Raw genomic sequence first — 13,804 nt, 5'->3', positions numbered from 1 at the left:
GTGGGACGTCGGCCGTCTCACGAGGTGACGGGGCAGAACTCGGCGGTGAGGAGGGCCGGTTCCAGGTCGGGGGCCGCGATCTCCGTCGTGTTCACCCGGAAGGTGAGGACATGACGGCCGTCCGAGGTGGCCGCGGTGCGCACGTAGCTGCCGGTGATGCGCCCGTTGTGTCCCCACACCGTGGTCCCGCACGGCAGCTTCACGGGGAACAGCCCCATGCCGTACAAGCCGTGTGCGGCACGGGTGTCGAGCATCTCGCGCAGCTCGCCCGGGGGCAGCAACTCGCCGCCCAGCAGCGCCGCGTAGAAGCGGTCCAGATCGGCGAGCGTGGTCACCAGCTCGCCCGCGGCCCCGGCCACCCGTGGGTCCAGCGCGGTGACGTCGGACCCGTCGGCGGCGTAGGCGCGGCCGTGCGGTGAGGGCAGGGAGGTGCGGGAGCCGGGGAAGGAGGTGCCCGTCAGACCCAGCGGAGCGATGATGCGGCGCGTGGTCTCGGTGGCGTACGAGTGGCCGGTGACCTGTTCGACGACCATGCCGAGCACGACGTAGTTGGTGTTGGAGTAGGCGAATCGGCCACGGTCGGCCGGAGGGTGGGTGAGCGCGATCCGTACGGCCCGGGTGGCGGTGAGGGGGAGGGTGCCCCCGGTGTCCCGGGTGTAGTCGTACAGACCGCTGGTGTGGGTGAGCAGGGAACGCAGGGTCAGCGCGCGCCCGTCGTTGCCCGCCCCGCGCACCAGGCCGGGCAGGTGCCGCTCCACGGTGTCGGACAACGAAAGCCGGTGCTCGGCGGCCAGTTGCAGGACGACCGTCGCGATGAAGGTCTTCGTGATGCTGCCCGCGCGGAAGTGGTCGGAGCGGGAGATTCCAGGACCGTCGTGGGCGTACCGGGTGGTTGTCCCGTCCTGGGCCAGCAGGGCCGCCGCCGGCGCCCTGCCCCGGGTCGTCAGCTGCGCGAGGACCGTGTCCGTGGGCGGGCTGGAGTGTGCCTGTGAGCCGGCCGGGGCCAGGCTGAGAAGCAGCAGGGAGACGGGCACGGCGAGCAGCGTCCGGCGCGGCGGCATCCCGGTCCCTCCCTTGTCACGGCCCATCATGCCGGGTGGCGGGGCGCCGGTTTCGACGGATCGGCGGGTTGCCGGGACGCGGCCGGACCGGGTGGGAGCCCGGGCCGGGAACGGATCGGGGCGAGGGCCGGGACCGGGTCTGAGTCCTGGCCGGGACCCGCTCGGGACCTTGGCCGGAAACCGCCGGAGGCCTTGGCCGGGTTCGGCCGGCGGGATTGACGGGCGGGTTCCGGGGGACCCGTGATCCGGTGTCCGGACCCCGCCGCGCGGAGATGGGCACCCTGGGCGTCGAGCACTTGTCGGGTGGGGGACAATGGAGGCTCTGTCAGGGCGGGTTGCATGAGGGGACGCATGTCGGAGGCGGAGCGGGCGGGGACATCCCGTCAGGGGAAGAGCGCACGTCTCCTCGCGGGGCGGTACCGGCTGGGAGATGTGCTCGGCCGCGGCGGCATGGGTACGGTGTGGCGCGCCGAGGACGAGACTCTCGGCCGCACGGTAGCCGTCAAGGAGCTGCGGTTCCCGACGAACATCGACGACGAGGAGAAGCGCCGGCTGATCACGCGGACGCTGCGCGAGGCGAAGGCCATCGCCAGAATCCGCAACAACAGCGCGGTGACGGTCTACGACGTGGTCGACGAGGACGACCGGCCGTGGATCGTGATGGAGCTCGTCGAGGGCAAGTCGCTCGCCGAGGCCATCCGTGAGGACGGCGTGCTGGAGCCCGGGCGCGCGGCCGAGGTCGGCCTGGCGATCCTCGACGTGCTGCGTTCGGCGCACCGCGAGGGCATCCTGCACCGTGACGTGAAGCCGTCGAACGTGCTGATCGCCGAGGACGGCCGGGTCGTGCTCACCGACTTCGGCATCGCCCAGGTCGAGGGCGACCCGTCCATCACCTCCACCGGCATGCTTGTCGGCGCCCCCTCCTACATCTCCCCGGAGCGCGCCCGCGGCCACAAGCCCGGCCCCGCCGCCGACCTGTGGTCGCTCGGCGGACTGCTCTACGCGGCGGTCGAGGGATCCCCGCCGTACGACAAGGGCTCCGCGATAGCGACGCTCACGGCGGTGATGACCGAGCCGCTGGAGGAGCCGAAGAACGCGGGCCCGCTGCGGGACGTCATCTACGGACTGCTCACCAAGGATCCGGCGCTGCGCCTCGACGACGCGGGCGCGCGGGCCATGCTGAACAAGGTGATCCGGGCTTCCGCGTCCAAGACCGCCGAGCGCGAGCCTGCGGACGCGACGAAGGTCGTGCCGCTGCCCGAGCTGCCGGACTCGTCCGAGGGCCAAGGGAGCACGACGGGAGCCGGGAACAAGCGCGGCGAGGAGGCGGCGGACAAGCTGCGCGGAGCCCTGCGCTCGGTGCGCAAGGCCGCCGTGGTCGCCGGTGCGACGACCTCGGCCGCCGCGAGCCGTGCCAAGTCCGCCGGCGCGGCGGCTGCGGCGTCCCCGTCGGTGTCCGCGAGCGCGCCGGCCGACTCCGCCGGTTCCGGCCCCGGCGCGGGCGCGGCCGAGCGGGCCGCCCAGGGCGGCGGCAACGCGACCGCGGCCGGGCGCAGTTCGGGCTGGCCCGTGATGACGCCGCCGGATCTGCCGGATCTGCCGCCGAGGTCCGTGCCCAAGGCGCCGATCACCGACGTGGTGCCGAAGCGGACCCTGCTGATCATCGCCGTGGTGGTGGTGCTGGCGGTGATCGGCATCGTGCTGGCCCTCAACCTCGGCGGGGGCGACGACAGCGGCGACGGGAACGGCGGCGGCGCCAAGGCCGGGGCCGGCCAGAGCGCGAGCGTCGGCACCAAGGAGGACACGAGCGGCGGGTCCCGTGGGGACGACGACGCCTCGCAGTCCGCCTCCCAGGGGACGAAGTCGGACTCCACGACCGGCGCCACGGACGGCACGGCGTCGGACGCGTCCTCGGGCGGCTCGTCCAGCACGGACGACAACACCGCTACCTCCAGCGACACCGCCGCCGCGGTGGCGTCCACGCACGACGGCGGCCAGGGGTACTCGATCGGCCTGCCCGCGGGGTGGAAGTACCAGTCCTCGGACTCCGCGGGTGACCGTTTCACCGGGCCCGACGGACAGAAGCTGCTGGTCGCCTGGACCACCACGCCCAAGGGCGACCCGAAGGCGGACTGGGAGAACCAGGAGCGCTACATGACGCGCTCGCAGTACAAGAAGATCCGGATACAGGCGGTGCAGTACCGCGGCTGGAACACCGCCGACTGGGAGTTCACCTACGTGGACGGCGGCACGCAGTACCGGACCGTCGACCGCGGGTTCGTCGTCAACAACCACCTCGGCTACGCCCTGATGTACACGGCGAAGGCGTCGGAGTGGGACGGCGAACTGCGCAAGAGCACCTGGCAGACGCTGACGGAGACCTTCCAGCCGAAGAAGTGAGGGTGCCGGTCCCCGAGGGCCGGGGGCCCGAGATCGGTCAACCTCTCATTGCGGGTTGCCTCCGGCACGTATCGTGAGTACTTGCGGACCGTACGCATCCCGCTATGCGGTCGGAACGGGCCGCGGGACGAACGGAATTGACCGACCGGGCGGCCGGGGGAGGCACAGTGGACGACTACGCGGGCCGGGTGCTCGCCGACCGCTACCGCCTGCCGTTGCCGCCCTCCGACGAGTACGAACTCACCGAGAGCCGCGCCTTCGACACCTACAGCGGACAGGAAGTCCTCGTCAGGCAGGTGCCGTTGCCGGAGGTCGTCGAGGCGGAGGTGCTCGACGCGGACGGGCTGCCCGAGGGGTTCACGGCGCGTGACCGTGCGCCCCGACGGCCGGCGTCGCGTCCGCGCACGGACGCGAGCACCCGGAGGCCGGCCGATCCCGTGGTGCGGCGGGCGGTGGAGGCCGCCCAGGCGGCCGCGCGGATCCCCGACCATCCGCGGCTCGACCAGGTCTTCGACGTGTTCGCCGAGGGCGGTTCGCTCTGGGTCGTCAGCGAGCTGGTGGCCGCGCGGCCGCTGGCGGCGCTGCTCGCCGAGAAGCCGCTGTCGCCGTACCGGGCGGCCGAGGTCGCCTCCGATGTGCTCATGGCGCTGCGGGTGCTGCACGCGCACGGCTGGGTCCACCGCAACATCACCGCCCGCACGGTGCTGGTCTGCGAGGACGGCCGGGTCATGCTGACCGGGCTCGCGGTCGGCACGGCCCAGGAGGCGCTGTGCGGATACGACCCGGTGCCGCCCGAGGACGGGGCCGAGGACGGCACGGCAGCCGGCCCCGGGCCCGTCGGCGCGCCCGGAGACCTCACGGGCCCCCAGGGCGCCCTCGGTGGCCCCGGCGGGGTCGGCGCCGTCGATCCCGAGGCCGCCCGGCGGGCCGCCATCGAGGCACGGGCCGCCGGAGGCCTGCCGCAGACCGGAACCGAACCGGCCGCCGGCCCGGGCGGCGCCTCGGCCGCCGTGGCCCGCAGGGCGGCGCCGGTGAGCGGCGGGGACGTCCGGGCCGCGCGGGCCGGCGCGATCGCCGCGTACCGCGCGGGCGCACGGGCCGCGGCCCGGGTCCAGGACCTGCAACAGAACGGCCGACCGGCCCTGCCCGGAGCCCGTCCGGCTCCCGACGGCACGAGCCCCGACGGCGGACCGCAGCCGCCGTACGCCCCCGGGAGCGCTGGGCAGCCCACGGCCGGCACGGTGCAGACCCCGACGGGCAGTGTGCCGCCGGGGCAGATCGCCGACCCCTACGGCGTGCGCGGAGCGCCCTGGCAGGGGGCTCAGCCGCGCCCCGTGGCTCCCGTGCCCGGGGCCCGTGGCGCCCTCCTGCCGGCCGATCCTGCGCAGCCCCCGGCCCGCTGGGGCGACGCCGCCCCCGGCGCCCCCGTCCGGCGCGGTCCGGCGACGGCGCTGGCCGCCGAGCGGGCCCGGCAGGCGCGGATGGCGCTGGTGGGCCCGGTGACCGAGCGCTGGGCGCCGGAGCAGGCGGGACCCGTGCACGAGAACTGGCAGCTCGCCGCGCCCATCGGGCCCGCGACCGACCTGTGGGCGCTGGGCGCGCTGCTCTTCAGGGCCGTACAGGGGCATGCCCCGTATCCGGAGGAGTCGACGGCCGAGCTGGTCCAGATGGTGTGCGCGGAACCGCCCGCGTTCGCCGAGGAGTGCGGAGCGCTGCGCCCGGTGGTGGAGTCGCTGCTGCGCCAGGACCCCACCGAGCGGATCGACTTCGAGGAACTGGGCGGCTGGCTGCGCTCGCTGGTGCGCTCGGCACCGGAGCCGGACGCCGGTGTGCACGTCGTGGCGGCGCCGCCCGTCGACCCGAGCCGACTGCCGATCGTGCGGCGGCGCGGCGAACTGGTGCGCAGGCGCCGCGCCGGACTGCCCGCCACCACGGCGCACGGCCGGCACAAGCGGGCCAGGCAGGAACCGTCCGGCTCGCCGCGCCGCCTGGGCCGCACCCTGCTCCTGCTGATCCTGCTCGCGCTGGCCGGGACGATCGCGTACGCCGTGCTGTTCATGCCGAAGGCCACGGACACCGGCGCGGCCGGCACCGCCGGTTCGGCGCGTACGACGCCCGCGCAGGGGGACACCGTCCCCGAGGCGAGCAGCGAGCCCCGACCCGACCAGACCTCGCCCGCGGACGGCGGGAGCTCCTCCGCGTCCTCCGGTCCCACCGCGACGCAGACCGGCGGCCCCGACGTCGCCGACGGCTTCACCGTGCGCAAGGACACCGAGGGCTTCCGGATCGCGGTGGCGAACGGCTGGGACCGCACCCCGAAGAACGGGCTCGGCCAAGTGCTCTACACCCACGGGGACTTCGAGCTGATCGTGGTGCCCGGCCGGGACCGCGCCTCGACGTACGGCACCGATCCGATGGTCTACCAGCGGGAGAAGGAGTACGAGCTGGGGCCCTACCGGGCGTCCAGTTGGGCCACCTCCGGCGGGCTGCGGACGATCGAGGTGGGCGGACGGACCATGGCCGAGGGCCAGTTCACCTGGAGTGACGCCGGCGGGCGCCAGCTGTTCGTGCGCAACCTGGCGATCCTGATCGACGGGCGCTACCACGTGGTGCAGGTGCGCGGCCCCGAGGCCGAGCGCGACGAGGTGACCAAACTGTACGAACAGGCGTCGTCCACCTACCAGTTCACCGGCTGATCCGGAAAGCGGCGCACCGGCGCGCCGCGCCGCTTCGCGGACCGTGAGGCCGCGGTTCCCGCGGCGGGCCAGAAGCGACAACCGTCACAGTGCGGTGTCCTTGGCGCTCCGCGTGTTCCCTGGACGCGGACCGGTCCTTAGTCTGAGCCTGTCAAGAGCATTGCGGGGCAACGTGAATCAGATGCAGGGCCTGCTCCTCGCGGGTCGCTACCGGCTGGCCGACCCGATCGGCAGCGGCGGCATGGGCCGCGTATGGCGGGCGCACGACGAGTTGCTGCACCGGACCGTCGCGATCAAGGAGTTGACCGCGGCGCTGTACGTCTCCGACGGGGACCGGGGCGTGCTGCTCGCGCGCACCCGGGCGGAGGCGCGGGCCGCCGCGCGGATCAACCACTCGGCCGTCGTCACCGTGCACGACGTCCTCGAACACGACGGCCGTCCGTGGATCGTGATGGAGCTGGTCGAGGGCCGCTCGCTGGCCGACGAGGTCAAGGAGCAGGGGCGCGTCGAGGCCACCGAGGCCGCGCGGATCGGTCTGTGGGTGCTGCGCGCCCTGACCGCCGCGCACACCGCGGGCGTCCTGCACCGGGACGTCAAGCCCGGCAACGTGCTGCTCGGCAACGACGGCCGCGTCCTGCTCACCGACTTCGGCATCGCCCAGATCGAGGGCGACAGCACCATCACCCGCACCGGCGAGGTCGTGGGCTCCGTCGACTACCTGGCGCCCGAGCGCGTCCGCGGCCACGACCCCGGTCCCTCCTCCGACCTGTGGGCGCTCGGCGCGACGCTGTACACGGCGGTGGAGGGCCGCTCGCCGTTCCGCCGCACCTCGCCGCTGACCACCATGCAGGCGGTCGTCGAGGAGGAGGTCGCCGGGCCGCAGTACGCCGGTCCGCTGGAGCCCGTGATCAGCGCCCTGCTGCGCAAGGACCCCGCCGCCCGTCCGGACGCGGCGCAGGCCGAGCAGATGCTCGCCGAGGCGGCGGAGGGACGGCGGCCCAGCGCGGCACAGGCGTTCGTGCCGACGCAGCACGGTGGCTCCGTCGCTCCCGGGCTGCGGGAGACGGGGACCGGTGCGACGGAGTACGGGCCCGCGTACGGGGCGCCGGCCACCGGGCCCGGGACCGGGGCGACGGTCGTGGGGCCGACGCCGATGGGGCCGCCGGGCACCGCCGCGGTCCCGGCCGGGACCGTGCCGTCCGCACGCCCCGGCAGGCGTCGGCTGCGCTCGCTCGTCCTGGTGGTCGTGCTCGCCGCCCTGGTCGGCGGAGCCACGGCGGTGGGGCTGCACCAGTGGGACAAGACCCGCCGCCAGCGGGCGGACACCGGCTCCTCCGGCCAGTCGCCCGACCCGACGTCGAGCGCGTCGGGCACGTCGGACACCGACCCGGCGACGGCCCCCGACAGCTGGAAGACCGTCCCCGACCCGCTGGGCTTCAGCATCGCCCTGCCCAAGGGCTGGAAGCGGTCGGTCTTCAGCGACGAAGGCGACCTCAAGCAGATCGACTACTCGCCCGACGGCGGCGAGCACTTCGTACGGATCGCCCTCGACACGTCCCCGGACTTCGCCGATCCCTACCAGCACCAGCTCGACCTCGACCAGCAGCTCACCCGTCTGGTCGACTACAAGAAGCTCCAGCTGGGGGCGAACACCTACCGAGACCGCCGGGCCTCGCTGTGGGAGTACACGTGGACGGCGCTGGCCAAGGACACGAAGTTCCCCGGACCGCGGCACGCGATCGACGAGGTGTACATCGCCCGCAACGGCGTGGAGTACGCGCTGTACATGTCCTCGCCCGCCGCGGACTGGCCCACCACGCAGGAGCAGTTCAAGCGGCTGCTCCAGAGCTGGCAGCCCGAGGCGTGACGTCCTGACCGGCCGGGGCGTTCCACCCGGACGTTCAGGCCCCCCGTCTCGCCCGGTGCTTCCGGCCGGGTGTGAACGACCGTTCGTGACCGGCACGTTGTGACGGAACCCACCGGTCGTGAATCAGCCCCGAGTGGGTGGATTTGGCCGGTGGGCGGCCCGGAGGGCGGGCGTCCGGTGCGGCATGATGAGACTCATGGGGACCGAGGGGGACGACTCCCGCGTGATCGCGGGCCGGTACCGGCTGGAGGCCCGGCTGGGTCGCGGAGGCATGGGCGTCGTCTGGCGTGCCACCGACCGACTGCTGGGCCGTCAGGTGGCGGTCAAGGAGGTCGCCTTCGACGAGACGCTCTCCCCGGAGGAGACCCGCAGGCAGCACGACCGTACGCTGCGCGAGGCCCGGGCGGTCGCCCAGCTGCGCCACCCGCACGTCATCGTCGTGCACGACGTCGTCGAGCAGGACGAACGCCCTTACATCGTGATGGAGTTGATCGACGGCGGCTCGCTGGCCGACCGGATCGCCCGGCGCGGCCCGGTCGACGTCGGCGAGGCCGCCCGGATCGGCATCGCCCTGCTGAGCGCGCTGCGCGCGGCGCACGCCGCCGGTGTCCTGCACCGCGACATCAAACCGGCGAACGTCCTGGTCGGCGAGGACGGCCGGGTCGTGCTCACCGACTTCGGCATCGCCCAGGTCGCGGGTGCCACCACGATCACCGACACCGGTGCCTTCGTCGGCTCGCCCGAGTACACCGCGCCCGAGCGGATGTCCGGCGCCGGTGCCGGACCGGCCTCCGACCTGTGGTCCCTGGGGGCGCTGCTGTGCACGGTCCTCAGCGGCGCGTCACCCTTCCGGCGCGACTCCCTGGGCGGCATCCTGCACGCCGTGGTCTCCGACGACATCCGTACGCCCGAGCAGGCCGCGCCACTGCTTCCGGTCGTACGGGGCCTGCTCGAACGCGATCCGGAGCAGCGGCTGGAGGCGGCGGAGGCGGAGCGGATGCTGCGGGCCTTCCTGGAGACCGGCCGCACCCCGAAACCGGCGTCCTCCGGTTACACGCCGACGCGCCCCGAGCCGCGGAGCCGGCCCGAGTCGCCCAGCCGGGCGGAGCCCGCCCCGGCCGACCCGGCCCCCTCCACGCGCGGGGTGCTGGTGGCCGCGCTGCTGGTCGCCGCGATGGCGGGGGCGGGCGTGTCGGCCGCGGCCCTGCTGATGCACGGGGGCGGCGACGGGAGCGGCACGCCGGTGTCCTCGCCCTCGCACGGCCCCGTCAGCTCACGGCCGGCCTCGCCGTCGCACGGCGCCACGGGCGCCACTAGCTCCACCGGCTCGGCCTCCGCCCCCGCCTCCGGCACGGACACCGCGGCCGTGACGCACTCGCCCGCCCCCGCGTCCGCGAACCGTCCCACCGCCCCTTCCGGCTACCGCCTCGCCGACGACCCGGCCGGCTTCTCGCTCGCGGTGCCGGACGACTTCACCCGCAAGCCCCAGGGCGAGCGGATCTTCTACATGTCACCGGGGGAGGTCTTCCGGCTCGGCATCAAAGTGAGCGACACCAAGCCGGGCGGCCCGCTCGCGGTGATGCGGCGCTCCGCCGCCGAGGGCCCGGACACCAACCCCGGCTACCACGACGGCCGGGTCGTCGAGACCGCCCACAACGGACGGCCCGCCGCCCTCTGGGAGTTCAGCTGGCAGGGCTTCAGCACGGCCGAGGGCCCCCGGCACACTTTCGACCTGTGCTGGGAGGAGAACGGGCGGATGTACGACGTGTGGGTGTCGGCGCCGGTGGGGAAGGTGCGGGAGGCCCGGGAGTACTTCGACGTCGCCGTCGACACGTTCGTACGGGCCTGACGTCCGGCGTCCGCCGGAATTCCGGCGGTACGGGCCCGACGTCAGGCGTCCGCCGCAATTCCGGCCGGCCGGGACGGTCAGGGGTGCCGCTCGGTGCCCGGGAGCCGGTACTTCCCGGGAGTGACGCCGAACTCCCGGCTGAACGCGTGCGAGAGGGCGTAGGGGCTGCTGTATCCGGTCCGGCGGGCCACCGAGGCCAGCGGCGCGTCCGAGCTCCGCAGCAGCGTCGCCGCCAGGGTCAGCCGCCACCAGGTGAGATACGCCATCGGCGGCCGGCCCACGAGCCCGGTGAACCGGCGGGCCAGGGTGGCGCGGGAGACGCCCGCCTCGGCGGCCAGGCGTTCGTTGCTCCAGGGGGCGGCCGGGTCGGAGTGCAGGGCGCGCAGGGCGGCCGTGGTCACGGGATCGCTCAGCACCGCCGGCCATGCGCCCGCCTCCGCGTCCGCCGTCCAGGCGCGGACCATGTAGACGAGCAGGAGGTCGAGCAGGCTCGGCACGGCGAGGCAGGAACCGGGGCGCCGGTCGTCCAGCTCGCGGGCGAGCAGGTCCACGGCGGTGCGGAGTTCGGGGTGCTCGCCGACCCGGTTGGGCAGATGCACCACCTCCGGCAGCTCGGCCATCAGAGGGTGCGCCCGGCTGCGGTCCAGGCGGTACTTCCCGCACAGCAGCTCGGTCGCCCGCCCGCCGCCGCCGGGACTGCCGATGCCCGTTCCGGTGCCGATGCCGGGTCCGGTTCCGTGCACCTCCTCGAACGGCACCGCCCGGCCCGCCTCCGCCGGGTCCGCCGGTCCGTCGGCCAGCACATGGCCCGTCCCGTGCGGCAGCAGCACCGCGTCGCCCGGACCCAGCGCGACCGGTTCGCCTCCGCCGTCCGGCAGCAGCCAGCAGCCGCCCGCCAGCACCACGTGGAAGCCGGCTCCCTCGTACGGGGCGAGCCGGGTGCACCAGCGTCCGCCCACTCGCAGCCGCTGGGAGGAGGGGCGCCCGATGCGCATGGCGGAGATCGCGTCGCTGACCACGTCCATGGGGTCAGCCTAGGCGTTCAGAGGCTTGCCAGTGAGACGTTCGCGTATCGACAGGAGCCGATCAGGCATCGTGAAGCTCACCTGGTCCTTCCTAGGCTTGCCGCCATGACCGATGAACACGTGCAGAGTCTCACCCTCGGCGACGTCGAGATCCTCCGTATCGTCGAGTGGCAGGCCCCTTACGCGCCGACCCGCGCCCTCGTCCCGGACTGCGGTCCCGAGGTCTGGAAGGAGCACCGGGAACTGCTGGCCCCCGACCACTGGGAGCCGGACGGCGACCTGGCCGTGGTCGCCCTCCAGACCTGGGTGGTGCGCTCCGGCGGACGGACCGTACTGGTGGACACCGGTGTGGGCAACGACCGTGAACGGCCCGGGAATCCCCTGTTCCACCGACGCCGAGGGGACTTCCTGGGGCGGCTGGCCCGGGCCGGTGTCCGCCCCGAGGACGTCGACGTCGTCGTCAACACCCACCTGCACGGCGACCACGTCGGCTGGAACACCCGGGACGAGGCGGGGGAGTGGGTGCCCACCTTCCCCCGGGCCCGTTATCTGATCCCGGCCGCCGACGACGCCCACTTCGGCCCCACGGGCGGCTACGGGGGCGGCGTACGGGTGGACGACCGGCTGACCTACGAGGACAGCGTCGCGCCCGTGCACCGCGCCGGGCAGGTCCGGCTCTGGGACGGCGTCCACCGTGTCGACGCGCACCTCACCCTGGAGTCCGTCCCCGGTCACACCCCCGGCTCCGCCGTCCTGCGGGTCGCCTCCCGGGGCGAGCGGGCGGTGTTCGTCGGGGACGTGCTGCACAGCCCGGTGCAGATCGTGCACCCCGAGTGCAGCAGCTGCTTCTGCCTCGATCCGCGCCGGGCCGCGGCAGGCCGCCGCCATGTCCTCGAACGGGCCGCGGAACTGGGCGAGCTGGTCATCCCGGCGCACTTCGGCGGAACCGGAGTGATGGAGGTGCGGCGCCGGGGCGGCGCGTTCACGCCCGTGCCCTGGGCCGGATAGCCCCGGGCGGGCAGGTCGGCCCTGGGGGAGCCGATCGGTCCCGGGCGGGGCGGACAACCCCGGGCGGGGCGGATCCTGGGCGACTCCGGAAGCGGCGAAGTTCGCGGACGCCCGTGAACGGCTGGAGATCGAGGGGAACACGCCCTGATCAGCGCCTTTGTTGCCAGTGACTGCTGGCGGCGTGTGTGTACTCGGTGAATCCCGATTACCGACGGGTACCCAAAGCCTCCGCACCGGCATACGCTGCGGCTCATGACGGACTCGCAGGCCCCGGAGAAGACCGGCACGGGCACCCCCGGACAGACCGGCACCAACCCCCTCGCCCCCGCTCCCGCGGGCGCCCGTACCGCCGCCGACGTGGTCACCCCCGAGCTGGTCGCCCAGCTCACCAAGGGCGTGGTCGGCTCGGGCCGGACCGCCAACCACACGCCGTTCACCGGCGAGAAGCTGGCCGATCTGCCCGAGTCCACCCCCGAGGACGTCCGCCGGGCCTTCGAGGCGGCGCGCGCCGCCCAGGCCGTCTGGGAGCGGACCCCCGTACGGCAGCGGGCCGCCGTCCTGCTCCGCTTCCACGACCTCGTCCTCGCCCGCCAGGCCGAGGTGCTGGACCTGATCCAGCTGGAGACCGGCAAGGCCCGGCTGCACGCCCACGAGGAGGTGCAGGCCGTCGCCGTCGCCGCCCGTCACTACGGCCGCAAGGCACCCGCCTATCTGCGGCCCAAGCGGCACGCGGGCGCCATGCCCACCCTCACCAGGGTCACCGAGCTGCGCCACCCGCGGGGTGTCGTCGGCCAGATCGCGCCGTGGAACTACCCGCTCGAACTGTCCGTCGGCGACGCCCTGCCGGCCTTCGTCGCGGGCAACGCGGTCGTGATGAAGCCGGACACCGAGACCTGCCTGACCGCGCTGTGGGCCCGTGACCTGCTCATCGAGGCCGGGCTGCCCGCCGGCGTCTTCCAGGTCGTCCTCGGCGACGGACCGGTGGTCGGCCCCGAGGTCGTCAAGCACGCCGACTACGTCTCCTTCACCGGCTCCACCCGCACCGGCCGCGAGGTCGCCCAGGGCGCCGCCGCCCGTCTGGTGGGGGTGTCCCTCGAACTCGGCGGCAAGAACGCCATGCTGGTGCTGGCGGACGCCGACATCGAGAAGGCGGCCGCGGGCGCCGTCCGCGCCTGCTTCTCCTCCGCGGGCCAGCTCTGCATCTCCATCGAGCGGCTGTACGTCCACGAGTCGATCGCGGACGCCTTCCTGGAGCGCTTCGCCGCCCGCACCCGGGCCATGCGCCTGGGCACCTCCCTCGCCTACGGCGCCGACATGGGCTCCCTGGTCGGCGAACGCCAGCTGGAGACCGTGAAGCGGCATGTGGAGGAGGCCGTCGCCAAGGGCGCCAAGCTCGTCGCCGGCGGGGTCGCCCGCCCGGACATCGGCCCCTACTTCTTCGAGCCGACCATCCTCGACGGCGTCGAGGCCCCGATGTCCGTGTGCACCGAGGAGACCTTCGGCCCGGTCGTGTCGATCTACCGCTTCGGCTCCGACGACGAGGCGGTCGAGCACGCGAACTCCACGCCGTACGGTCTGAACTCGTCGGTCTGGACGAAGGACGGCCGGCGCGGCCGGGAGGTCGCCGCCCGCCTGCGCACCGGCACGGTCAACGTCAACGAGGGCTACGCGCCCGCCTACGGCAGCGTCCAGTCGCCCATGGGCGGCATGAAGGACTCCGGCCTCGGCCGCCGCCACGGCTCCGAGGGCATCCTCAAGTACACCGAGGCCCAGACGGTCGCCCAGCAGCGACTGCTGCCGATGGCGCCCGCGCTGGGGATGAGCGACGAGAAGTACGCGGAGTTCATGAGCCGGAGCCTGAAGGTCATGAAGGCGTTCCGCTTCCGCTAGCCCCGCCC

At 74.1% G+C, this 13,804-nt stretch carries 8 protein-coding genes; 6 read left to right on the top strand and 2 right to left on the bottom strand.

The window, feature by feature from the left end; genetic code table 11:
• Positions 1–17: 17 nt before the first annotated feature.
• Positions 18–1,061 (bottom strand): serine hydrolase domain-containing protein, encoded by a 1,044-nt coding sequence (locus FNH09_RS12950; RefSeq protein ID WP_152887320.1) that lies wholly within the window; start codon positions 1,059–1,061, stop codon positions 18–20.
• A gap of 351 nt (positions 1,062–1,412) precedes the next feature.
• Between FNH09_RS12950 and FNH09_RS12945 the strand changes: the two genes are divergently transcribed.
• From FNH09_RS12945 to FNH09_RS12930, 4 genes are all read left to right on the top strand, one after another.
• Positions 1,413–3,461, top strand: coding sequence for a serine/threonine-protein kinase (locus tag FNH09_RS12945; protein WP_152887319.1), 2,049 nt, complete (start codon positions 1,413–1,415; stop codon positions 3,459–3,461).
• Between the two features lie 167 nt (positions 3,462–3,628).
• Positions 3,629–6,157 (top strand): protein kinase, encoded by a 2,529-nt coding sequence (locus tag FNH09_RS12940; protein ID WP_162468508.1) that lies wholly within the window; start codon positions 3,629–3,631, stop codon positions 6,155–6,157.
• Positions 6,158–6,338: 181 nt separating this feature from the next.
• Entirely contained in the window at positions 6,339–8,024 is a 1,686-nt protein-coding gene (locus tag FNH09_RS12935; RefSeq protein ID WP_152887317.1) for a serine/threonine-protein kinase, read from the top strand.
• Positions 8,025–8,220: 196 nt separating this feature from the next.
• On the top strand, positions 8,221–9,873 hold the full coding sequence (locus tag FNH09_RS12930; protein ID WP_152887315.1) for a serine/threonine-protein kinase: 1,653 nt from the start codon (positions 8,221–8,223) through the stop codon (positions 9,871–9,873).
• A 77-nt stretch (positions 9,874–9,950) separates the two neighbouring features.
• Here FNH09_RS12930 and FNH09_RS12925 read toward each other — a convergent pair whose 3' ends face one another.
• Positions 9,951–10,898 (bottom strand): AraC family transcriptional regulator, encoded by a 948-nt coding sequence (locus tag FNH09_RS12925; protein ID WP_152887313.1) that lies wholly within the window; start codon positions 10,896–10,898, stop codon positions 9,951–9,953.
• Positions 10,899–11,003: 105 nt separating this feature from the next.
• On the opposite strand from FNH09_RS12925, the gene FNH09_RS12920 reads away from it, so the two are divergent.
• Together FNH09_RS12920 and FNH09_RS12915 are read left to right on the top strand one after the other, a co-directional pair.
• A complete protein-coding gene (locus tag FNH09_RS12920; protein ID WP_152887311.1) occupies positions 11,004–11,906 on the top strand; it encodes an MBL fold metallo-hydrolase in 903 nt (300 codons plus the stop codon).
• Positions 11,907–12,158: 252 nt separating this feature from the next.
• Positions 12,159–13,796 (top strand): succinic semialdehyde dehydrogenase, encoded by a 1,638-nt coding sequence (locus tag FNH09_RS12915; RefSeq protein ID WP_152887309.1) that lies wholly within the window; start codon positions 12,159–12,161, stop codon positions 13,794–13,796.
• Positions 13,797–13,804 lie beyond the last annotated feature (8 nt).

Origin of the sequence: Streptomyces adustus (assembly GCF_009377175.1) — a bacterium.
Classification (GTDB): domain Bacteria; phylum Actinomycetota; class Actinomycetes; order Streptomycetales; family Streptomycetaceae; genus Streptomyces; species Streptomyces adustus.
This window is presented reverse-complemented; position numbering and strand designations above follow the sequence as displayed.

What these genes read in the sequence shown, in the direction of transcription:
- FNH09_RS12950 (WP_152887320.1), bottom strand. Translation starts at nt 1,061, where the DNA reads ATGCCGCCGCGCCGGACGCTGCTCGCCGTGCCCGTCTCCCTGCTGCTT.
- FNH09_RS12945 (WP_152887319.1), top strand. Translation starts at nt 1,413, where the DNA reads ATGTCGGAGGCGGAGCGGGCGGGGACATCCCGTCAGGGGAAGAGCGCA.
- FNH09_RS12935 (WP_152887317.1), top strand. Translation starts at nt 6,339, where the DNA reads ATGCAGGGCCTGCTCCTCGCGGGTCGCTACCGGCTGGCCGACCCGATC.
- FNH09_RS12930 (WP_152887315.1), top strand. Translation starts at nt 8,221, where the DNA reads ATGGGGACCGAGGGGGACGACTCCCGCGTGATCGCGGGCCGGTACCGG.
- FNH09_RS12925 (WP_152887313.1), bottom strand. Translation starts at nt 10,898, where the DNA reads ATGGACGTGGTCAGCGACGCGATCTCCGCCATGCGCATCGGGCGCCCC.
- FNH09_RS12920 (WP_152887311.1), top strand. Translation starts at nt 11,004, where the DNA reads ATGACCGATGAACACGTGCAGAGTCTCACCCTCGGCGACGTCGAGATC.
- FNH09_RS12915 (WP_152887309.1), top strand. Translation starts at nt 12,159, where the DNA reads ATGACGGACTCGCAGGCCCCGGAGAAGACCGGCACGGGCACCCCCGGA.